Here is a 22,065-nt window from a genome sequence, read left to right on the forward strand (position 1 = left end):
ACTGGACTCGTTCGACTTGCATGTGTTAGGCACGCCGCCAGCGTTCGTCCTGAGCCAGGATCAAACTCTCCAAAAAGAAAAGTCCGATACAGCTCTCATCAACGAAACGCTCACGTGTTGTTCTGTGAACGTTCGGAATCAATCTACTTTGGAATCCCTCGTACTGCTCCGGAGCGAAGTAGTGCGCTCCGATTCGAGGGCCGCCCAAATCTTCCGAAAACCCGAGTTGTCAAAGAGCGTTGGCCGATGTTGGTGGCCAGCTTTGAATCTTAACAGATGGGGCCTGAACCGTCAAGGGGCGGGCTCTTCCGTCACGGAACCGGTTCGCCCGCCATCTCGCCTCGACAGCACTCTTCGGGGAATACCCGCGACATCGGCCGGGGTGCTGCAGCTGCACTGCTGTGCCGCTGCGAGACCTACCCACGAAGAAAAAGCGCCGCGCTTGCGACGCTCGCCGTCCTGCCCCATGCGCCCGGAAGGAATCGAACCTTCAACCTTGGGATTAAGAGTCCCCTGCTCTGCCAGTTGAGCTACGGGCGCGAACACTCATGCTTCAAACATCCGGGCCGATGCCGTACGTGCTGCGCGGCGATCGAAGGGTGAGCGAGGGGACTTGAACCCCCGACCTCCAGGGCCACAACCTGGCGCTCTAACCACCTGAGCTACGCCCACCGTAACAGCGCGCCCGATAGGATTCGAACCTATGACCCGCGGCTTAGAAGGCCGCTGCTCTATCCAACTGAGCTACGGGCGCCCGGCGCGGTCTGCGGGATGACCGCCGAACCAGCCGAGCACAGCATTTTAGCGGCAATTGCGGTCTCCCGCAACCCAACCGATGCAGCGCGATGCGGCGGAAACGACAGCAGATGCGACAGCGAATGTGGCGAGATGCTTGCCCGGGGCCGGATGGGCTCGCATCCATGGTGTGGGCGTGCCCACGTCCTGTCCGCGGTTCTCCCCCTTCCCGGCCGTGGAGGTTGCATGCGAGTCGCACGAGTTGGTCTCTGCGTCGTGGTGTTGTTGTGGTCGCAGTCCGCACCGCTGGAAGCGCAGACGATGCGCGATGTACTCAACCGGCTGTTCGTATTCAGCAGCGGCAATGATCCCCTCTTCCTCGGCGGCTCGGCGGGCATTCCCGGCACGCAGGTTCACGGTGATCACTTCATCCCGTCGGAGTCGGAGGCGAACGGGAGCGTGCTGGAGTTCTTCAACGCGGCGATTGCATCGAACATTGCGCATTTCCCGCTCGGCTCGACGGTCAGCAGTCAAACGTTCGTGTTCCAGGCGGGTGTGCCGACGCCCACATCCGGCAGCTTCGGCCCGATCTTCTCGGAGCGGGCGCCGACACTCGGACGGGGACGGTTCAATGCCGGCGTCAGCTATTCGCGGCTTTCGTTCTCCACGATGCGCGGAGTGCCACTGGAGGATCTGACACTTCGCTTCGTGCACGCGAACAGCGACTTCCCGGGCTGCGACTCGATCTTCGGTGGCGACTGCTCGGAGTTCGGCACGCCGCAGTTCGAGAATGATGTAATCGAGCTGCGGCTGGACATGGGGATCCAGGCGGACGTATTCGCGCTGTACGCTGCGGCTGGCATCACCGACTGGCTGGATTTCAGTCTTGCTGTCCCGGTCGTGAAAGTGCACCTGCGGGGCACCTCGCGCGCGCAGCTGATTCCGAGCGAGGCCGATGTGTTTCATTTCTTTGGTGGCACGCGGGAGCAGCCCGTGCTGGACGCGACGACGAGCGTGGAAGACGAGGCGTCCGGTGTCGGAGACATTGCGGCGCGTCTGAAAGCTCGCTTCCTGCGCAGCGAAGTACTGGACATGGCCATACTCGGGGAGGTCCGGATCCCGACGGGCCGTGAAGAGGACTTCCTGGGCACGGGCGAGTTCGGAGGGCGTGGTCTGCTCATCATGTCGGGCACGTTCGGCGACTTTTCGCCACACGTGAATGCCGGCTTCATGCACCGCGGCGGTGAAGACGGCGGCAACATCGAGCTGGCCCTGGGCTTCGACCACCGGCTCGCGCCCTGGGTGACGCTCGCCGTTGACCTGCTGTCCACGTTCCACATCGATGAGGAACGGATCGCGTTCCCTGAGCCGCTCGAGATTCAAGAGCCGTATCACCGGATCATCGAGCGCACCAACATTCCGAACACGCGCGATGACGTGATCGACGGTGCCGTTGGAATCAAGTTCAGGACGGGCTCCGGGATCGTGCTCGTCGCGAACGCGCTGGTTGCGCTCAATGACGGCGGTCTGCGCTCACGCGTCGTTCCGACGTTCGGCGTCGAGTACGGCCGGTAGCCTGTGATGAACCGGCGTTCGCGACCGCGAGACATGCTGCGGGGCTGCGTGACGGCTGCGCCGTCGCTCAGCGGCTGCCTGTGACAATCCAGCTGCCGTCGCGGCGGGAGAAGATGAGGGTCTGCGGGAAGCTCGCGCTGTCGGCCGCGCGCCTGGATTCGTTGAAGTAGTTGTAGGTTGTCTGGAGCGACGCAGTGGCGCGATCCTGCTCGATGTCGATCGATCGGACGTCGAACGTCACGCGGATGTCGCGCGTGCCCGAGAACAGCGCGCGGAAGTTCGCCTGCTGCCGGGCGTCCAGGCTGGGCCACACCTCCAGCAGCGTCCCGATGTTCTCGCTTTCGATGGCGCGGGCGATCCGCTGCAGCGCGGCCTCCACTGCCGGTCTCTCGTTCCTGGTGACCGGCGCGCGCTCGGCGCTGGGCACCGTCGCCGGTGCGGGTGGCGGCGTCCGATACGCCTGCAGCGCACGCTCGTATCCCTGCAGCGCCTCCACGTACCGCCCGTCTGCCGCTGCGTCACCGGCGCGTGTCTCCCAGCGATCGCCTTCTGTGCGTGCGTCACCGCGCGCCGCGCTGCGGATCGTGGCAACGACAGTGCGGACGGAGTCGAGCCGGGCGGTCCAGAGCGCGGCGGCACGTGCGTTCTCGTAACCTTCGCGTGCCTGCTCGAGCAGTCGTTCGCCCTCGGAGAAGCGTCCCTCCCGTGCCGCGGTGGCAGCACGAGCACGGAGCGCATCCGCGGAGCCGAGCGTGCTGGCCGCAGCGCCACTTTCCAGTGCGCTCGTCCGTGAACGAAGTGCGACGCGCAGCAGCGCATCGTACCCGCTGCGGTCCGGTGCCTCGCGAGTCGCACGGGCGCTGCGCTCCGGGTCGCGCTGGGCGTCCGGAGCCGACGTACGGGAGCGTTGGCCGGCAACCGCATCGTTCGGCTCTGCCGTGCGGTCAGCGTCCTCGAGCTCCTGCTGCTGCACGGGGAACGGAGCCGGATCCGACGCAGGGCCGTACGCCAGGGCCAGACCGTACGCGAGTGGATTGCCCGGATCCACGTCCCTCACCACGCCCGACAGGTGCCGCACGACCTGCGCATCACCGCGCCGGTGTGCATCCTCCATGAGGTGGAGGTAGAGCGGCAGGAACGTCGAATCGAGTGCGAGGCCGTGCTGCGATGCGATCCGGAACGAGTCGGCCGCCACCGCGGCCGTGCGGAAGGAATCCACCGGGGTCGTGCGGTAGCGGTGGTAGTAGACATCGCCGAGGAGGAACCAGCCCTCGACGTCGTTGGGATACTTCGTGGTCAGCTCGTGCAGCATGGCGATCGCCTGGGGCCTGCCCGCTGCGGCCTGTGCGTGGGCGCGGATGAGCAGCGCCTGTCGCTCGGGAAGCCCGTCCACATAGCGCGCCGCGTGGGCGGCATGGTCATCGACGCGCGGCTCGTGTGGCGGCTCCGCCCAGGCCGACGTCAGGGACAGCCGGTAGCGGGCAAAAGCGAACTCCGGATCGGCTCTGACCGCCTCCGCGAATGCGACCCGCGCAAGCTCGAACCGCGACGCGCGGAACAGCCGCTCTCCCTCGAGGAATGCACGCAGCGCGGTCAGCTCTCGCGTCGTCAGCGCGCCGATGGCGAGTGGCCGGCTCGTCCCGTTGATCCCGAACAGGGATGTAAGCTGCATGGCGAGCCGGTCCGTGAGCAGGGCGATGCTGTCGGCGACGGCGCTTTCCTCGACGGAGCCGATGGACTCGCCCGTGCGCACGTCGTACAGCGAGGTGCGCACGCGGAGTCGTCCGTTGTCCGAGCGCACGCTGCCCGCAAGGACATAACGGGCGTCGAGTGCACGGCCGAGCTCGAGCGCCGACTCCGGTTCGTCGAAGTTCTCCCCGTCCCCTGCCCGACTCATCACGGCGAGGGGGTCGATCACGCGCAGGTCATTGCGGCTACCAAGAGTGAGCGCGAGCAGGTCGGGCACACCTTCACGCCATGAATCGAGTCCCTCGGAGGTCTCGAACGGCAGGATCGCAACGGCGCGGCCCGGCTCCGCGACGGCCTGCCGGGGACCGAGGAATCCACCGGCATCGCCGAGCGTGACATACGCGAGCGCGATTGCGAAGAGCACGCCGAACGCCATCACGCCACCCACGATCGCCCGCGGCCACGTCAGCTCGGGAATGCGCTGGTGGCGCAGCTCCTCCACCGCCTCCGACAGGTCGAGTGCCCAGGCGGGCTTCTGCTGAACCCTCCGCTCCCACGTCGGCCGCGCCTGGACCCAGCCGGTCCCCAGGATGACGAGCAGCCCGACGACGAGCAGCGCGATCGCGAGTGGCTCGACCCAGCCGGGCAGCAGAAGCTGCGCGGTGAGCGCACGCACGAGCTGCCACGTGATGACCGATGCAATGATGTACGCGATCAGCACTCGACCCAGCCGCGCCAGCCTGGTCAGCGTTGCGCGCCAGACCGGCAGTGGCTGCGAGCCCAGCTCCGGGCTGCCGGCCGGATCATGCACACTGAAGACCCAGACGCGGCCGGTGATGCCCTCCAGCTGGCGCTCGCCGAGTGAATCGAATGCGAACTCCCCGCGCGGCCGCAGGTGCCGCCACACGTCCTGGCTGCACACGATCTGACAGGGGCGCGCCATCTCCTGCAGGCGTGCGGCGGTGTTCACGCCGTCGCCGAACAGGTTGCCGTCCTCCGACTGCACCACGTCACCGACGTGCACGCCGATCCGCAGACATGCGTCGATGCCCGCCGCGGCGGCAGCGTCAGCGAACTCACGCTGAATACGCATGGCCGCCTTCATCGCGGCATCCGTGCTGTTGAACTCGGCGAGCGCCGCGTCACCGATGAAGTTGACGACGCGCCCCCCGTGCGCGGCGGTCGCTGCGCGCGCGGCCTGCTGAAGGATCGCGACGAGGCGCACCGCGGACTGCTCGTCCGAAGCGGAGAGGCGAGTAAAACCAACGATGTCCGCGAACCAGACGGCGGCGAGGCGGCGTGGGTTCAGAGTCATAGCCTTGGCAGGCCAGGGGGTGCCGGGCCGTGAGGACACTGGCCCACCGAACGTTAGAGACGCTCACGCCCGGCATCAAGACGGATGATGCGAACTGCGGACGAAACGTAGACGATTCGACGCGAACGGGGCCAAAAGGCAGGACGGGCCACAGGAGTCGGCGGGACCGCCGGATCGGGCCATCGCGTTGGCGCGGAACAGATACGGCAGGTGGCGGCAGCTGTGAACTGGGCGCGTGGATCGGGGGTGTCGATCCGGGCGGCGGCGACTTGCCGGGCTGGTTCAGGCTTACGGCCGACGGCCGCAAGCCGGGCTGCGAATCGGGGCGCTCGGATTCGAACCGAGGACCTCCTGCTCCCAAAGCAGGCGCGCTAACCGGGCTGCGCTACGCCCCGTGTACTGTCCGGCGTTGTGGATGCCGGCGCAGGAGTATAACGACCGATGGGCGGATCGTCATGGGTGCGGGCGCACGCTCACCCGCACGCCGCGAGCGCGCGGAACGCCCGGCCCCGGTGACTCACCCCGTGCTTCAGCTCCGCGGGCAGCTCGCCGAAGCTGCGACCGAGCTCGGGGACCCAGAACAGCGGATCGTAGCCGAACCCGCCGCTTCCGACCGGCTCGTGCAGGATACGACCGCTGCACGTGCCCACGCCGGTGACCGAGCCTGGCCACGCACCGACGAGTGCCGCGGCGCAGACGTAGTGAGCGGCGCGCTGCTGCTCGGGCACGCCCTCGAGCTTCTCGAGCAGCAGCGCATTGTTCGCGCGGTCCAGCGCATGGCCGGAAAGGTCGTTGCGCCCTGAAAACCGCTTCGAACGCACGCCGGGGGCGCCGTCCAGTGCGTGTACGACGATGCCGGAATCGTCCGCGATGGTCGGCAGTCCGGTGAGGGCGGCGAAGTAGCGCGCCTTGGCGAGCGCGTTCTCACGGAACGTCTCGAACGCTTCGACGTCGTCCTCTTCCGGCGCGGGCTGAATGCCGGCCGTGGCGAGATCGATCAGCTCCAGCGTCTCGCCGTGAATGCGCAGCGAGCCGCCGAGTATGGCTCGCACCTCCTCGAGCTTGTGCCGGCTGCGTGTGGCGATCACGGCGTGGCGCGGCATCATTCGGCGAGCGCAGCACGCTGTGCTGCGAGGAGCTGCTCGACACCGGCCATGCCGAGGTCGAGAAGCTCATCGAGCTGTGCACGCGTGAAGCTGTCGTTCTCACCGGTTCCCTGCACCTCGACCAGGCGACCGGACTCGAGTGCGACGATGTTCATGTCGACGTCTGCGGCGACATCCTCCACGTACTCCAGGTCGAGCCGGGGCTCGCCGCCGATCACGCCAACGCTGGTGGCTGCCACGAGGGTGTGCATCGGCTGGCTGCTGATGCGCCCCTCCCTCTGCAGCCAGCCGATCGCGTCGCGCAGTGCCACAGCTCCGCCGGTGATCGCGGCCGTACGTGTTCCCCCGTCCGCGACGAGCACGTCGCAGTCGATGGTGATCGTACGTTCGCCCAGCCCGGCAAGCTCTGTGGTTGCCCGCAGTGCGCGGCCGATGAGCCGCTGGATCTCCTGGGTTCGACCGCCGACCTTGCCGCGCTCCCGTGACGTGCGCGTGTGCGTGCTGCGCGGCAGCATGGCATACTCCGCCGTGATCCAGCCGAGGCCGCGCCCGCGGCGCCACTCGGGCACGTACTCCGCCACGCTCGCCGTGCAGAGCACACGTGTACGGCCGGTCGATATCAGGCAGGAGCCCTCGGCGTGAGGTGCGACACCGCGCTCGAGGGTCAGTGGCCGAAGTGCATCCAGTGCGCGATCGGTGCGCGCTGCAGTCATCGTATGGTTCCTTGCGTGTTGCGCCGTATTCGTGCCGCGCGCCGTGACCGGCGCGTGCGTGGCTGTGTTGTGTGCGAGTGCTGTTCGTCAGCTGACCTGGCCGCGCATGCGGCCGATGGTTGCGGTGGTGGAACGGCCTGCGACGAGCGGGATGATCACGACTCTGCCGCCCGCCGCCTCCACCACCTCGCGACCGACCACGGTGTCGGGGGTATAGTCGCCGCCCTTGACGAGCACGTCCGGGAGCAGCGCCCGGATCAGCTCGAGCGGCGTGTCCTCCTCGAACCACGTGACTCCGTCCACGCACTCGAGCGCGGCAAGCACGTGCATGCGATCGGCGAGCGGGTTGAGCGGACGCTCGGAACCCTTCAGCCGGCGCACGGACGCGTCGGTGTTCACCCCCACCACCAGGGCGTCTCCGAGCCTGCGCGCGGCGTCCAGGTATTCGACGTGGCCGCGGTGCAACAGATCGAACACGCCATTGGTGAACACGACGGTATTGCTGCGAGGACCACCGAAGCGCACCAGCAGTGCCTCGCGATCGAGGACCTTGGTGGCGGGCGAGCGCGGCTGACTCATGGCGCTGTCGGTCGCGGCACGCCATCCTCGCCCGCCGCGCGCACCTCTTCGAGGATGCGCGCTGCGCCGCGCTCGATCATGTCGTTGGCCAGGTTGATGCCGAGCTGGTGCGCGCGCGCAACCGGTCCGCGGATCTCGCCGCGCACCGACGTGCTGCCCGACAGGGCGGCGACGAACGCATTCAGATGCAGCTCGTTCCCATCGACAGTGGCGAGTGCGCCGATCGGGATCTGGCACCCGCCCTCGAGCGTGCGCAGCAGCGTGCGCTCGGCCGTGGTCGCTGCGCGGGTGGGGCCGTGGTCGAGCCCGGCCAGCATCTCGAGCATGGCGGAATCATCCTCCCGGCAGACGATCCCGAGTGCGCCCTGTCCGGCAGCCGGCAACCAGCGCGGCGGCTCGAGGAGCTGCGCCACTTCGTGCTCCCATCCCATGCGTCGCAGTCCCGCGTACGCGAGCAGGATCGCGTCGTACCGGCCCTCGCGGACGCGTGCCAGTCGCGAATCGAGGTTGCCGCGCAGATCGTCCACCTCGAGATCCGGTCGCTGATCGAGCAGCAGCGCGCGACGGCGAAGCGAGCTGGTACCGAGGCGGGCTTCGGGCGGCAGCATCTCCAGGGTCCTGGGCCGGCCGGGCGCAACGATCAGCGCATCCCGCGGATCTTCACGGACCGGCACGGCGGCGAGGACCAGCCCCTCGGGCGGCTTCGTCGGTACGTCCTTGAGCGAATGAACGGCGAAATCGGCGCGACCGTCCAGCACCGCGCGGTCGACTTCCTTGGTGAAGAGACCCGTGTCGCCGATCTGCGCGAGCGGCACATCCGTGATGCGGTCGCCGGTGGTCGTCACGACGTCGATCTCGACCGCGACGTCCGGCCACAGCTCGAGCAGCTGCGCCTGTATGTGGCGGGCCTGCCAGAGCGCGAGTGCGCTGCCGCGCGACGCGAGTCGCTTCATCGGCCGCCGCCGTGCACGACGTGCCGCGTCTCATCCGGAACACCCGGTGAGGCTGAGGCGACCCCATGCGCGAATGCCGGCTTGAGCAGCGGCGGCGCGAGGAACGTCGTGAAGATCACCATGATCAGGATGGCGCTGTACACTGCCGGCGTCAGGATCCCGCTCTGCATCCCGATATGGGCGAAGATCAACCCGACTTCGCCGCGGGGAATCATTCCGACACCGATGGCGATATGGCTGAGCTTGTCCCTGCCCCAGCCGACTGCGTAGCCGCTCACGACCTTGCCGACGATCGCGATGAGCAGCAGTGCGCCACCGACGAGCAGGACGTTCAGGTCGAACCTGTCGGACCAGGGCAGCAGCAGGCGTACATCGACGCCGGCTCCGACCGACACGAAGAAGATCGGCGTGAAGATGTCTGCGACCGGCTTCACCCGCTCCGTGATCACGTCGAACTGGTTGGTCGAGCTGAGCACGATGCCTGCCGCGAACGCACCGATGATCATGGCCGAGCCGGCGAGGCCCGCGAGCGCGGCGAACACGAGCGCAAAGGCAAAGGCGCTGACGAGCAGCACGCCCCGGACCTGCATGGAATCGATCAGCCGGAACAGGCGCGGTGCGATCAGGTTGCCGACGATGACCGCAACGACGAGGAAGCCGGCAGCGATGACGAACGTCGTTGCGATATTGAAGAGCGAGAGCGCGGCGCCGGCCGCGAGGCCGGTCACGATCGCAAGGATCACGAGGCCGAGGACGTCGTCCACCACCGCAGCGCCGATGATGACGCGCGCCTCGCGTGTGTGCATCCGGCCGAGGTCGGTCAGCACGCGTGCCGTGATGCCGACGGACGTTGCCGTGAGCGTGGCCCCGACGAACACCGCGATCATCGTCGAGCTGACGCCCGTCGCCTCGGCGGCGCCGCCGATCGCCGGATCGGCCAGGTACCAGTACAGGAAGCCGAGCAGGAACGGGACGGCCACGCCCACGACCGCGACGGTGAACGCGGATCCGCCGACGCGGAACATCTCCTTGAGATCCGTCTCGAGGCCAATTTCGAAGAGCAGGACCGCGACACCGACTTCGGCGAGCAGGGTGATGATCTCAACCATGCTCCCCTCGGCCGGTATCACGCCGAGCACGGAGGAGCCGAGAACGACGCCGGCGATCAGCTCGCCGAGTACGGCGGGCTGGCCGATGCGCTCGGCCAGCTCACCGAACAGCTTGGCGGCGATCAGGATCGCCGCAAACACCAGGAAGAAATGCGGTGCGCTCGTGCCGCCCTCTGCAGGTGCGGAGCCGAGCAGCGACAGGGCCAGGAGCGGCAGCGCCAGCCGTAGCGCGGTCCGCCCGCGCGAACGCGTCCCTACCATTGCTGCTGCGCCCCGTCCAGGATCCGCTGCGCGAGCTGCTCGATCGCGATCACCCGTCCCTGCTCCTCACTGCCGGATTCCGGACGGTACTCGCCCTGCGCCGTGAGACTGCTTGCGTCCCACAGAATGACGTTGCGTTTCACGTCGATGATCTCCACGGCCACCGCGATCTCGACGACGTGGACGAGGGGGCGGCTCGGGTCGTTGATGGGATTGCTCTGCGCACGATCGTCGTAGCGCAGGATGCGGCCGCGCACGATCGCGTCCGCGGACGTCTCGCTGGCCGGCCTCAGCCCGAGCTGGCGCGGCAGCGTTTCCTGAAGATGGTTGTAGACCTGCAGCTCGAGGTCGAACTGCGGAGTGGTGTTCTCGAAGGGCTCGATGAAGACGGTGCGGACGTCGTTGGGAAAGCCGCCGCCACCGGAGAAGCTGTAGCACGCCGCCGAAGTGAGCAGCAGCACAGCTGCGAGTATCCGCTCAGCGCGGAACGCGAAAGACATCATCGGAGAACGCCTCAGTCGGTTCTGCAGTGCGGATGTTCAGTTCGAGCTCGCGAAAGGCGATCCAGTCGCGGTAGCGCGCGCGTTGCGGCAGGCCGGGGCTCACCGTCCCCTCCAGCTCGACCGTGCGTCGGCCATCCGACCCGTTCTGCCACTCGGCGGAACGAAGCATGTCGCCGACGAGACGGAAGCGCCAGCGCTCATCGCCGAGCCGGTACTCCAGCTGTGTTTCCTGATCTGCGACGCCGCCCGCCGACGTGCTCGTCCCGGTGAGCTCCGCCCCCTCGGGCGGATACAGCACCCCGAGCGCAGCCCAGAGGAGTGCCGGCGGCGGCAGCGCGTCGCCCTCGGCTCCCGGCGGCAGCTGCATCCTGCCGTGGTCGATAGCCGCCACGAGGTAGGCTTCGCCGCGGGGGCCGAAGAGATCGAGCCGGCCGCGGTACGGCGGCTGCACACGCGCCGCACCAGCTCCGTTGTAGCGGGCCTCGCGCTCGCGCAGCGACCAGTCGAACGTCACGTGCAACGGCCCGGTGACGGCAGTGGCTTCGACGAGCCGCTGCGCGACCAGGGGCGCCGGGCCGCCGGCCGCGAAATCGCCGGACGATGCGCACGCCACGCACAACACGGCGATCAGCGCGGCGCAGGCACGCACCGGAGTCCTTCGCGGCAGCGACCGCAGCAGACGGTCGTGCCGACCGGATCGGCTTGCTTCCATCAGGGCATTACCTCGATTGCCAGGATTGCATCATCCTGCGCGATTGCGTCCGCGATGTCCATCCCCCCGACGACCCGGCCGAAAACCGTGTAGCCGCCATCGAGGTGCGGTTGCGGCGAGTGGGTAATGAAGAACTGGCTCCCGCCCGTGTCGGGCCCGGAGAGCGCCATCCCCAGTGTGCCGCGCCCGTAGCGCAGGCGGTTCATCTCGTCCCTGATCGCGTGGGCCGGCCCGCCGTTGCCGTCACCGCGCACGTCCCCGTCCTGGAGCACGAAATTCGGGACCACGCGATGCCAGCGCAGCGGAGCACTTGCGTAGTAGCCCGAGCGGATCAGGTCGAGGAAGTTCGCGACCTTGAGCGGCGCCTCGACCGGTGCGAGCTCGAGCACGATGGCGCCGCGCTCCGTCACGATGCGCGCGCGCGGGCTCGTGCCGGCAAGCGCAGGCACGACCAGGGCGCGCACGACCGCACGGTACTCCTCGGTCGTTCTCTCCGTTTCGACCGGAGCCGCTGCGCCCCAGCCGGACCCGATGTGGGTCGCCACCGCGCGACGGACGATCGCGCTGCGCGCAGGAGAGAACCGCACGAAGAAGGATCGCTCGACGGGGCTGCCGGTCTCGCGCAGGGCGCCCAGCGCCTCCACCGCTGCGACTGCAGCATCCGTGAGCGAGTCCTGTGCGCTGCGCTCATACGCCTGGAGCAGCAGGGGCAGATCCGTCGGGCGCGGTGCGCGTCCCATCCCACGCGCTGCCGCGGCGCGCACCATGACGTCAGGTGCGGCCAGTCCTTCGACGAACCAGCGGTATGCGGCGCTGCCGCTCCCGGCAGCCGCGGCGGCGGACGTGAGTGCTTCCGTCGCCACGCGCGCATCGGCATCGCGTACCAGCCGCTCCAGCACCCCGGCCGACGACGGCCAGGACGCGCCGCCCAACGCGCGCGCCGCGTAGAATCGTACCAGCCACTGCTCACTGGCGCTCCACTGATCCGCGATCGCGAGCGCGCCACCGGACTCGACCTGCAGGAGGGCCGCAAGCGCGGCGGCACGCAGGCTGAGCGGCCGGGACTCCGCGCTCACGACAGCGCGCAATGCGTCCTCGGCATTCGATGCGCCGAGCTCGCCCAGTGCACTGGCCGCCGCGGTCGCCACGTTGCGGTCCGCGGCATCCAGCAGACCGGCGATCGCGTGCACGTCCGAGCCATCGTGGTAGCCGGCAAGCGTACGAGCGGCCTGGATGACGACGTGAGGGTGCGGATCGACCAGTGCAGCGCGCAGCGCCTGCTGCGACGCCGCACGCACGCCAGCCGAATCGGCATCCACCGCGCTAAGCGCCCGTGCCGCGTTCACCCGCACCCGGTGGTCCGGATCGGCCATGGCCGCGATCAGCCGCTGCACCGCGTCCGGCGCACTCAATCGCATCAGTGCATAGGCAGCGCGCCAGCGCGTCTCCGGGTCCTGGCTGTCGAGGTGGTCCAGGACGACGTTTACCGCTTCGTCGCTGCGCGGCAGCCGCCAGATCGCGAGCAGTGCTTCGTGCAGAACGAACGACGGAGCGTCTCCGGTGAGTGCCGGCCACAGGTGCACGGGTGCAGACGACGGCCCGATCATCCCGAGCGCGTGCGCCGCCTCCGCAGCCACCTCCGGGCGCGACCATCCCACGGGCGATGCAGCGGACGCGAGCGCTTCCATGGTCGCACGGCTGGAGTCGTTCAGTTCACCGAGTGCGAATGCGGCTGCAGCAGCGACCTGGACGTCGTCATCGCCGAGCGCGTCCCGAAGCGGACCCGCGGCCGCGACATCGCCGATACGGCCGCCGGCGAGCGCTGCCTGCTCCCGCACGACGGGGCTCGCATCCGCCAGCGAGCCCGTGAGCAGCGCGACGTCGAGCACGCGACGGTCCTGCATTTCGAGCAGTGCGGCGACGCGCGCAATCGCACTCTCGTCGAGTGGCGCGGGACGCACGGCGGGCGCAGTCGTGACGCGTGCGGGGCCACAGGCGAGCGCCAGGACCAGCAGCAGCTCAGGACGCAGGCGCATGCACCACGTCCGCGAAGCGGGCAAGGAGGGACTCGGGAAGTCTGCGAGCCACGCCGCTGGTGTCCATCGCGATCAGCCGGGTGTAGCCGCTCGCCAGGCGGTCGTCGTCGCCGGCGCGGAGCACCTCGTAGGCGAAGGTCACGGCACGGGACTGGACGCGCTCGATCCGCGTCAGCACACGGACCTCGTCGCCGTAGCGGGCGGGCGCGCCGTAGCGGATGTGCATCTCGGCGACGGCGAGGAAGATGCCGTCACGCTCGACGTCGGCATAGTCGACGCCGATCTCGCGCATGTAATCGGTGCGGCCCTGCTCGAACCAGATGATGTAGTTGGAATGGTGCACCACGCCCATCTGATCGCTTTCGACGTAGCGGACGCGAAAGCGCGATTCACCCTGCTTCATTCGCCGTATGGAACCCAGATGTTCTTGACCTGCGTCGCCTGACGCAGGAACTCACGACCGCTTCCCTGCTCCGCGTCGTACCAGTCGCGCTGCACGCCGTGTGCGCACCAGGTCCGCTTCATGTTGCCCGCGGAAAGGCGTTCCACCTCGGCCGCGCCGCCATCCGCCGGGAAGTACCAGATACCGTCCACGTCGTCGTGCGCTGCGAGGACGGGCGCGAGCTCGGCACGACGACCGGTCACGATGTTCACCGTGCCTCCGGGCACGTCGGAGGTGTCGAGCACCTGGTAGAGATCGGTGGCCGCAAGCGGAGCGCGCTCCGAGGGAACGACCACGACGCGGTTGCCCATGGCAATGGCGGGGGCGATCGCGCTCACCAGCCCCAGCAGCGGCGCCTCGTCCGTGCAGACGATGCCGAGCACGCCGATCGGTTCGGGCATGGCGAGAGTGACATTGCGGAACGGCGTCGGGTGCACGCGCCCGTCGTACTTGTCCGCGTATGCGGCGGCCTGGAACAACCGCTCGACGGAGCGTGCGACCTCCTCGTCGGCGTCGCGCGGTGCGGGATCGCCCGCTCGCAGCCGGTCCGCGAGCTCGGCGGCGCGCGCTGCCAGGTTCTCGGCAACGTAGTAGAGCACCTGCGCACGGTTGTGCGCGGTGGTGCTCGACCATGCGCGTGCTGCGTGCGCGGCCTCGACCGCGTTGCGGATGTCCTTGCGGTTCCCGTGCGCGACGTCACCGATCACTGCACCGTCAGCCCCCCGCACGGCGAGGCTGTACCCCTGGTCGGGCCGTGCCTGCCTGCCGCCGATGTAGAGCTTGGGCGTGCGATCGATGGGCGGCAGCGAACCGTCACCTGCGGCTGTCGCGATCGGGGGCTGCGCAGCCGCGGCCTCTGCCTGCTCCGACGACCGCGTCGTCCTCGCCCCGTCGCGTGCTGCACGCTCCCAGCGCGGCCGCAGGTACTCGTACATTCCCTCGCGCCCGCCCTCGCGGCCGAATCCGCTTTCGCGGTAGCCGCCGAACCCGGACGCCGCATCGAACTGGTTGGTGCAGTTGATCCAGACGGTGCCCGCCCTGATGCGCGGTGCGATGTCCAGCGCGAGGTTCACGCTCTCCGTCCAGACGGAGGCCGCAAGGCCGTAGCGCGTGTTGTTCGCCAGCTCGACCGCTTCGTCGGGGGTGCGGAACGTCATCAGCACGACGACCGGTCCGAATATCTCCACCTGCGCGATGGTCGCCGCGGGCGCAACATCGGTGAAGAGGGTCGGCGGATAGAAGCACCCCTCCTGCGGGCAGCGCCAGGACGGCTGCCACATCGTTGCGCCCTCGTCCACGCCCTGCTGCACGAGCGATTCGATGCGCTCCAATTGCACGGGCGCCACGATCGCGCCGATGTCCACACCCTTGTCGAGCGGGTCACCGACCCGGAGTGCTTCCATGCGCGCACGCAGCTTCGCGACGAGCCGCTCCGCGATCCCCTCCTGCGCGAGGATGCGCGAGCCGGCACAGCAGACCTGTCCCTGGTTGAACCAGATCGCATCGACCACACCTTCCACGACGCTGTCCAGGTCCGCGTCCTCGAAGACGACGAAGGGCGATTTGCCGCCCAGCTCGAGGGACAGCTTCTTCCCCGTGCCGGCGGTTGCCGTGCGGATGATGCGGCCGACATCCGTCGACCCGGTGAACGCGATCTTGTCGACATCGGGGTGCGCGACCAGTGCCGCGCCGGTGTCGCCGTCGCCGGTGACGACGTTGACCACGCCGGGTGGCAGTCCGATCTCGCTGCACAGCTCAGCGAAGCGCAGCGCAGTGAGCGGGGTGTACTCCGCGGGCTTGAGCACGACGGTGTTACCGGCCGCGAGTGCGGGCGCGATCTTCCACGCCAGCATGAGCAGCGGGAAATTCCACGGGATGATCTGCCCTACGACACCCACTGGCTCATGGCCGGCGAACTCTTCGTCCAGGAGCTGCGCCCAGCCGGCGTGATGATAGAAATGGCGTGCGACGAGGGGGACGTCGATGTCACGCGACTCGCGGATCGGCTTGCCGTTGTCCAGCGACTCCAGCACGGCGAACATGCGCGCGTGCTTCTGGACGTGGCGTGCGATCGCGTACAGCCAGCGCGCGCGGACATGGCCGGGCAGTGCCCGCCAGGCCGGCAGTGCAGCCCGCGCCGCGGCAACGGCCGCGGCCACGTCCTCCGGCGTCCCTTGCGCGACCTGCGCGAGCGGCTCGTTGCGTGCGGGATTGGTCGTTTCGAACGTGTCCGCGGCCTCTCGCCAGGCGCCATCGACGTAGTGGCCGAAGCGGCGGCCATGCCCATCGAGCCAGGCCTCGGCGGCGGTCGTGCTCTCGGGCGCGGGGCCGTACTCGAGCGTGCGGAAGATCTCGGCGATGCTCACGTTCTGCCTCAGGCCATGGGGTGACGCCACGCCGCCGAATAGCGGCCGGTCACGTGGTGCTCGAGCTGGCGCTCGATGTCGCCCAGCAGCGAGCTCGCGCCGAACCGGAACAGGTCGGGCTGGAGCCAGCGCGTGCCCAGCTCCTCCCTGATCAGCAGCATCCACTCGATGGCGTGCTTCGCGGTGCGGATCCCGCCGGCCGGCTTGAAGCCGACCTGGTGGCCAGTGCGCTCGAGATACTCCCGGATCGTGCGCGCCATCACGAGCGAGACGGGCAGCGTCGCGTTCACCGGCTCCTTGCCCGTCGACGTCTTCACGAAGTCGGCGCCGCCCATCATGCACACGAGGCTCGCGCGCGCAACGTTGCGCAGCATGCCGAGCTCGCCGGTCGCGAGAATCGTCTTCATGTGCGCGTCGCCGCATGCCGCGCGAAACGCACGCACCTCGTCGTAGAGCGCTTCCCAGTTGCCGGTGAGCACGTGCGCGCGGGTGATCACGACGTCGATCTCCTGCGCGCCCGCATCGACGGATGCGCGGATCTCGGCCAGCCGCTGCGGAAAGGGGGACAGCCCCGCGGGAAAACCCGTGGACACGGCTGCAACCGGGATGTCGGAGCCATGCAGCGCCGCTACCGCCGTCTCGACCCACGCGTGGTAGACGCAGACTGCGGCGGTCCGGATCGGCAGCCCGGTTGCGCCGAGCGCCTCGAGCAGGTCGGCGCGCACCGGATGACGAGCCTTGGCGCAGAGACGCAGCACGGTGCCGCGCGTGTCGTCGCCGGACAGCGTGGTCAGGTCGATCAGCGTGATGGCCCGCAGCAGCCACGCGGCCTGCCAGTCCTTCTTCACGCTGCGACGCGTGCCGATCGTGGCCGACCGCCGCTCGACCGCGCTGCGGTTCACGCGCACGTCACGGATCCAGTCGAGCTCCAGCGGGAACCCCGGGTTGCGTGCGTGCCCGGTGGGCGACGCGGCCGGGCGCACGGGCGCCTTTGTCACTTCAGCAGGGGCCATGGTCCTCGTGGATGAGGAGCGGACGTACTCGCCTCGTCCAGTAACATACATCGCCGGTCGCGCCGCATACAGCCGAGCCGCCGTCTGCTTGCGGGCGCGGCCGTGCGCCGTAGCTTCGCGGCTGATGAGCAAACCCGATTTGATCGTCAGCGATCTGCACCTGGGCGGCGTGCCGGACGAGACGGAGCGCCGGTTTCTCCGCTTCCTCGAGCGGCAGGCGGCGAACGCGCGCGCGCTGCTGATCGCCGGTGATCTCTTCGACTTCTGGTTCGAGTACCGGACCGTCATTCCCGGCCGGCACTTCCGCGTGCTGGCGGCGCTTTCGGAACTGGTCGAGGCGGGGGTGCCGGTCACGCTCGCGGGGGGCAACCACGACGCCTGGGGCGGCCGTTTCCTGCGGGACGAGGTCGGCGTCGCGTTCCACGACCGGCCGTTTCGCACGACGATCGCCGGCAAGCCGGCTCTGGTCGCGCATGGCGATGGACTCGGCAGCGGCGACCTGCGGTATCGGTTCCTCAAGTCGGTAGTCCGCTCGCCTCTCACGATCGGCGTCTTTCGCTGGCTGCATCCCGACCTGGGCATCCGTCTGGCGCAGGCGGTCTCGCGCACCGAGGGGCGCGAGACGGACGATGCGATGCGGGGGCGCGCCGCGTTCATCCGGGACTGGGCCCTCGCCCAGCTGGCGGCCGAACCCGACCTCCGCTACGTGGTGTGCGGTCACTCGCACCTGCCCGATCTCGTGGAGGCGGATGCCGGGCGGTGGTACCTCAACGCCGGCGACTGGATCAACCACTTCACGTACATCGAGGTCCCGCCGGATGGCGCGCCACGGCTCGCGCACTGGGAGGAGCCGGGCACGAGCCCGCATCACGCGGCCCGGCCGTAGCCTTCCACGTCCACCCGCTCCACGCTGCGCAGGATGTCGCCGACGAACGCGCGGCCGACATCGCGGAAGCGCAGCGGCGAGTCGCTGGCGACGAAGGTGTACTCGGGGGGTGCATCGATGGTACGCAGCAGACCCTCCCGGCCCAGTCGCTCCTCCACCTCACGCGCCGTCTCCTCCGCAGAATCGACGAGTGTCACCGCGGGCCCCATCAGTTCGCTCAACAGCGGACGCATGAGCGGGTAGTGCGTGCAGCCGAGAATCAGGACGTCGACGTCCATCTCCTGCAGCGGGCGCAGGTACTGCCCGGCGACGAGTCGCGCAGCGTCATCGCTCATCCACCCCTCCTCGACCAGCGGTACAAAGAGCGGGCAGGGCTGTGCATACACGCGCGCGTCCTCGAGCTTGCGGCGGACGGCCAGGTCGTAGGCGCCCGAGCCGATCGTGCCGGCCGTGCCGATCACCCCGATGCGTCCCGTGCGCGTGGCTGCCACGGCGGCGCGGGCGCCTGGCTCGATCACGCCGAGCACCGGGACGGGCAGTGTGCGCGCGAGCACGTCTCCCGCATGCGCGGTGGCCGTGTTGCACGCGATGACCACCGCCTTCACACCGCGCGACATCAGGAACGCCGCTGCCTCCTGCGAGTAGCGGCGCACGGTCTCGGCAGACTTGGAGCCGTACGGCACGCGCGCAGTGTCGCCGAAATAGAGGATGGATTCGTTGGGCAGGCGGTGCACCAGCTCGCGCACCACGGTAAGGCCGCCGATGCCCGAATCGAAGACGCCGATGGGGAGATTGGCGCTCATTCCCGTCGCGCAGGCAGGGCGAGCCGCATGCCGACTGCAACGCCGCCATCCGCACGCCGCTGGACATCGAGCTCCCCCGGGAAATCCGCCAGGTGCGCAGCGACGTACGCATCCAGCGCGTTCAGGAACGTGAAGAACAGGGTGTACGCAATCCAGTCCTGGCGCTGCTGCCGGCGTGCCTCGACCAGGCTGGTGCGGTGGGCGACCAGCGAATCTCCCATGACCGCCTCGCGGAACGCGATCGGATCCTTGAGCTGCTCCGCGATCAGCGAGTCCTCCCTGACCAGCGTCATCAGCGAGTCGACTGCCGCCGTGACGGCGGCGTCCCGTCGGTCCTCCGCGTCGCCCAGCTTCCTGATCGTCTTGCCGAGCATGCCCCAGCTCGTCACGCCGATCGTCATGTAGATCGGGCCGCGCACGTACGCGCCTGCAGCGAGCTGCCCCCAGCCCGGCACTACGAGTGAGCGCAGCAGAGCGCCGCGCGGGCTCGGCCCGTGCCGCGTCGTGTCCACGGGAGCGGGCGCACGCGGCCCCACGGCCTGTGGCACCGTTGTCGTGGCGGACGTGTCGGCGCGCACCGCGGCGGTGTCGCGCGGGACCGGCTCCTGGGCGGCCGCTGTGCCTGCGCCACCGAAGGCGAGGACCGATGCAAGGAGCAGACGGCAGGTACGTCGCATGTATGCTGGGTTCATCCTTCCACCGGGATGGCGCTGACGACGCGCAGTGCGCCGGGCACCGTGGACACGCGCAGCACATGTGCGCTGCCCGCATCGCGCAGCTCGCCGTCGAGCTGAAAGAAGAGATGCGTGCCGGCGGGCACGGCGAGCGTGAACGACGGCGCGCGCAGCATTCGTACCCACGGCATGCGGCCGTGCGTTCCCCGCAGCACGCCGAGCAGCGTCGCGGGAATCTGGTGCCAGGGAAGCTCCTGGACGAAACACGCGTCCAGCGCGCCATCGTCGGGAACGCTGTCCGGACAGATGCGCAACCCACCGGCTATGCGGCTCCCGTTGCAGATCGCCGTCACGTATGCCGGGCGGTCGACCACCGTGCCATCGCCCTCCATCCGGAGCGGGACCGGACGGAACACCCGCAGCGTACGCAGCACGGCTCCGAGATAGATGAGGGCACCGGGCAGCCGACTCGTCTTTCTGAGCTGGCGCACGACCTCGACGTCCATGCCGGTACCCATCGCATTGACGAAGTACTCGGCACCGCCGTCCCACTCGACCACGCCGGCGTCGACCTGGCGCGTACGGCCGTGCACCAGTGCGTCGTATGCGGCCTCCCGCGTGGTGATCCCCGCCACCATGTGCGCGAAATCGTTGCCGGTGCCGCACGGTATGATGCCGAGCGCGGTGTCATGCTCGCGTTCCGCACGTGCGCGCAGCAACCCGTTCGCGACCTCGTGCACCGTGCCGTCACCGCCGACCGCGACCACGACGGGTGCGCCCTCCAGTGCGGCACGCCTCGCGATCTCGACGGCGTGGCCGGGGCCGGACGTGTCGACCCGTGTCCACGAGACGCCGCGCGCCTCGAGAGCACGGGCGATCTCCGCGCGCACCGCGGCCGCGGCACCACTGCGGGCGGTCGGATTCAGCACCACCTGGATGCGGCGTGCGTCAGCGGATGCGGGCTGCGCCGCAGCGGATTGTGAGTGGCTGATCACGCGTAATCCTATCGCATGGCGGGGTGACTCTGCCACCGGCCGCCTCCCGGCGGTTGACCCTGACTGCGGCTTCCGTCAGCTTCCCGGGCTGCGCCCGCAGGCGCAACTGGAGGAGATGAATGGAGCCGGGACGGGAGCGGCGGTGGGTCACCGCCGCGATTCTTGTTGGAATGCTGCTGGCCGCCCTGGAAGCGACCGCCGTGGCCACGGCCATGCCTACCGCCGTCGCTGACCTGGGCGGCGTCGAACGATTCAGCTGGGCCTTTTCCGCCTACCTGCTGACGTCCACAACGACCGTGCCGATGTTCGGCAAGCTGGCCGACATCTATGGCCGGCGTGCGGTCTACCTGGTTGCGACCGGGATCTTCCTGCTCGGCTCGGTGCTGTGCGGCGCCGCGGGCTCGATGACGCAGCTCATCCTGTTTCGTGCACTGCAGGGGATCGGCGCGGGTGGCGTCCAGCCGGTCGCCGTCACCCTGATCGGCGATATCTACACCCTGGAGGAGCGTGGCCGCATGCAGGGGCTGTTTTCCGGGGTCTGGGCGACGGCAAGTGTGACCGGCCCGGCCGTGGGCGGCCTGCTGACCGACCTGGTCTCCTGGCGATGGGTGTTCTACGTCAACCTGCCGTTCGGCATCATCTCGGCTGTCATGCTGATGATGATGCTGAAGGAGACGCGCCAGCGCCGCGAGCACCGGCTGGACGTGGCGGGCACGCTCTCACTGACATCGGGCGTCGCGCTCCTGTTGCTGGCGCTCCAGGAGGGCAGCGCATCCTGGGGGTGGCAGATCTGGCCTACTGGCATCACACTGGCAGCAGCACTCGTCCTGCTGGTGCTGTTCATCCGGATCGAGCGGCGCGCACCCGAGCCGATGCTGCCGCTCGACCTGTTCCGCCACCCCGTCATCGGCGTGTCGAGTGCGGGCTCCGTCGCGATCGGCACGCTGCTCTTCCCGCTCGCCGCATTCGTGCCGATGTACACGCAGGGCGTGCATGGCGGCAGCGCCGCGGAAGCGGGCGCGACGCTCACGCCGATGATGATCGGCTGGCCGATCGCGAGCACACTCGCAGGGCTGCTGCTCATGCGTGTCGGTTACCGGCCGCTCTCGGTTCTCGGCGGCATCCTCGCGACGACCGGTGGCGCACTGCTCGCGTTCGTCGACGCAGGCTCCTCGCCCGTCATGCTGGGCATGGCAATCGGTTTCATCGGGCTGGGTCTCGGCTTCATGTCCACGCCCTTCATGGTGTCCGTGCAGACGGCAGTGCCGTGGGAGCGGCGCGGTGTCGCGACCAGCTCGCAGCAGTTCTTCCGCACGATCGGTGGGGCAATATCGGTGGCCGCACTGGGCGCCCTGTTGAACGCGAACCTGGCGGGCAGCGGCTTCGCCGAGAGTGCGCAGCACGTGCTCGAGCCCGGCGCGCGCGCGCGGCTCGACGCCGGCGCTGTCGCAGGGGCAAGCGCCGCGCTCGCAAACGGTCTGCACTGGATCTACGTCGTGCTCGCGGGAGTCGCCCTGATGAGCCTGCTGATTGCGCTCCGGTTCCCGCGCGGTCGTGCCGAGTCGCTCGCGCACCGGCCGGCGACGGACAGCGCCTGAGG

At 69.0% G+C, this 22,065-nt stretch carries 18 protein-coding genes, 4 tRNA genes and 1 rRNA gene; 3 read left to right on the top strand and 20 right to left on the bottom strand.

The window, feature by feature from the left end:
• From VFU06_10960 to VFU06_10975, 4 genes are all read right to left on the bottom strand, one after another.
• Positions 1–76: ribosomal RNA gene (locus tag VFU06_10960) — 16S ribosomal RNA — on the bottom strand; the annotation flags it as partial.
• Between the two features lie 391 nt (positions 77–467).
• Positions 468–540, bottom strand: a tRNA-Lys gene (locus VFU06_10965).
• A 58-nt stretch (positions 541–598) separates the two neighbouring features.
• A tRNA-His gene (locus VFU06_10970) sits at positions 599–672 on the bottom strand.
• 8 nt (positions 673–680) lie between these two features.
• Positions 681–754: transfer RNA gene (locus VFU06_10975), tRNA-Arg, on the bottom strand.
• A gap of 227 nt (positions 755–981) precedes the next feature.
• Between VFU06_10975 and VFU06_10980 the strand changes: the two genes are divergently transcribed.
• On the top strand, positions 982–2,310 hold the full coding sequence (locus tag VFU06_10980; protein HEU5209904.1) for a hypothetical protein: 1,329 nt from the start codon (positions 982–984) through the stop codon (positions 2,308–2,310).
• Between the two features lie 67 nt (positions 2,311–2,377).
• Here VFU06_10980 and VFU06_10985 read toward each other — a convergent pair whose 3' ends face one another.
• The 13 genes from VFU06_10985 to deoC all read right to left on the bottom strand — a co-directional run bounded on the left by VFU06_10985 (position 2,378) and on the right by deoC (position 17,107).
• On the bottom strand, positions 2,378–5,314 hold the full coding sequence (locus VFU06_10985) for an adenylate/guanylate cyclase domain-containing protein (GenBank protein ID HEU5209905.1): 2,937 nt from the start codon (positions 5,312–5,314) through the stop codon (positions 2,378–2,380).
• Between the two features lie 320 nt (positions 5,315–5,634).
• Positions 5,635–5,709 (bottom strand) — tRNA-Pro (locus VFU06_10990).
• Positions 5,710–5,787: 78 nt separating this feature from the next.
• Positions 5,788–6,420 (bottom strand): non-canonical purine NTP pyrophosphatase, encoded by a 633-nt coding sequence (locus VFU06_10995; GenBank protein ID HEU5209906.1) that lies wholly within the window; start codon positions 6,418–6,420, stop codon positions 5,788–5,790.
• Positions 6,417–7,133, bottom strand: a complete 717-nt coding sequence (gene rph / locus VFU06_11000) for a ribonuclease PH (protein ID HEU5209907.1) — start codon at positions 7,131–7,133, stop codon at positions 6,417–6,419. The genes VFU06_10995 and rph overlap by 4 nt, the downstream gene beginning before the upstream one ends.
• 87 nt (positions 7,134–7,220) lie before the next feature.
• Positions 7,221–7,712 (bottom strand): D-glycero-beta-D-manno-heptose 1-phosphate adenylyltransferase, encoded by a 492-nt coding sequence (gene rfaE2, locus VFU06_11005; protein ID HEU5209908.1) that lies wholly within the window; start codon positions 7,710–7,712, stop codon positions 7,221–7,223.
• Positions 7,709–8,665, bottom strand: a complete 957-nt coding sequence (gene hemC / locus VFU06_11010) for a hydroxymethylbilane synthase (protein HEU5209909.1) — start codon at positions 8,663–8,665, stop codon at positions 7,709–7,711. The genes rfaE2 and hemC overlap by 4 nt, the downstream gene beginning before the upstream one ends.
• Positions 8,662–10,035: a cation:proton antiporter gene (locus tag VFU06_11015; GenBank protein ID HEU5209910.1), complete on the bottom strand. Its 1,374-nt coding sequence runs from the start codon at positions 10,033–10,035 to the stop codon at positions 8,662–8,664. The genes hemC and VFU06_11015 overlap by 4 nt, the downstream gene beginning before the upstream one ends.
• Positions 10,029–10,496: an LptE family protein gene (locus tag VFU06_11020; protein HEU5209911.1), complete on the bottom strand. Its 468-nt coding sequence runs from the start codon at positions 10,494–10,496 to the stop codon at positions 10,029–10,031. Before VFU06_11020 ends, VFU06_11015 begins: the two co-directional genes overlap by 7 nt.
• 16 nt (positions 10,497–10,512) lie before the next feature.
• Positions 10,513–11,250, bottom strand: a complete 738-nt coding sequence (locus VFU06_11025) for a hypothetical protein (protein HEU5209912.1) — start codon at positions 11,248–11,250, stop codon at positions 10,513–10,515.
• Positions 11,250–13,286, bottom strand: coding sequence for a peptidylprolyl isomerase (locus VFU06_11030; protein ID HEU5209913.1), 2,037 nt, complete (start codon positions 13,284–13,286; stop codon positions 11,250–11,252). Before VFU06_11030 ends, VFU06_11025 begins: the two co-directional genes overlap by 1 nt.
• Positions 13,270–13,689: a thioesterase family protein gene (locus tag VFU06_11035; protein ID HEU5209914.1), complete on the bottom strand. Its 420-nt coding sequence runs from the start codon at positions 13,687–13,689 to the stop codon at positions 13,270–13,272. The genes VFU06_11030 and VFU06_11035 overlap by 17 nt, the downstream gene beginning before the upstream one ends.
• On the bottom strand, positions 13,686–16,094 hold the full coding sequence (locus tag VFU06_11040) for an aldehyde dehydrogenase family protein (protein HEU5209915.1): 2,409 nt from the start codon (positions 16,092–16,094) through the stop codon (positions 13,686–13,688). The genes VFU06_11035 and VFU06_11040 overlap by 4 nt, the downstream gene beginning before the upstream one ends.
• An 8-nt stretch (positions 16,095–16,102) precedes the next feature.
• Positions 16,103–17,107: a deoxyribose-phosphate aldolase gene (gene deoC / locus VFU06_11045; GenBank protein ID HEU5209916.1), complete on the bottom strand. Its 1,005-nt coding sequence runs from the start codon at positions 17,105–17,107 to the stop codon at positions 16,103–16,105.
• Positions 17,108–17,231: 124 nt separating this feature from the next.
• Between deoC and VFU06_11050 the strand changes: the two genes are divergently transcribed.
• Positions 17,232–17,993, top strand: coding sequence for a UDP-2,3-diacylglucosamine diphosphatase (locus VFU06_11050; protein HEU5209917.1), 762 nt, complete (start codon positions 17,232–17,234; stop codon positions 17,991–17,993).
• On the opposite strand, the gene murI is transcribed toward VFU06_11050, so the two are convergent.
• The 3 genes from murI to VFU06_11065 are packed head-to-tail and all read right to left on the bottom strand — an operon-like array spanning position 17,975 to position 20,465.
• Positions 17,975–18,796 carry a glutamate racemase gene (gene murI / locus VFU06_11055; GenBank protein ID HEU5209918.1) on the bottom strand — a complete coding sequence of 274 codons (822 nt, stop codon included), beginning with the start codon at positions 18,794–18,796 and terminating at the stop codon, positions 17,975–17,977. The genes VFU06_11050 and murI overlap by 19 nt on opposite strands.
• The gene (locus tag VFU06_11060) at positions 18,793–19,473 is read right to left on the bottom strand and encodes a DUF5683 domain-containing protein (protein HEU5209919.1); all 681 of its coding nucleotides are present in this window, start codon (positions 19,471–19,473) and stop codon (positions 18,793–18,795) included. Before VFU06_11060 ends, murI begins: the two co-directional genes overlap by 4 nt.
• Before the next feature lie 11 nt (positions 19,474–19,484).
• Positions 19,485–20,465 (bottom strand): diacylglycerol kinase family protein, encoded by a 981-nt coding sequence (locus VFU06_11065; protein HEU5209920.1) that lies wholly within the window; start codon positions 20,463–20,465, stop codon positions 19,485–19,487.
• Positions 20,466–20,584: 119 nt separating this feature from the next.
• Between VFU06_11065 and VFU06_11070 the strand changes: the two genes are divergently transcribed.
• On the top strand, positions 20,585–22,063 hold the full coding sequence (locus VFU06_11070; GenBank protein ID HEU5209921.1) for an MDR family MFS transporter: 1,479 nt from the start codon (positions 20,585–20,587) through the stop codon (positions 22,061–22,063).
• The last annotated feature ends 2 nt before the right edge of the window (positions 22,064–22,065 follow it).

The sequence above is a fragment of the Longimicrobiales bacterium genome, from assembly GCA_035764935.1.
Classification (GTDB): Bacteria; Gemmatimonadota; Gemmatimonadetes; order Longimicrobiales; family RSA9; genus DASTYK01.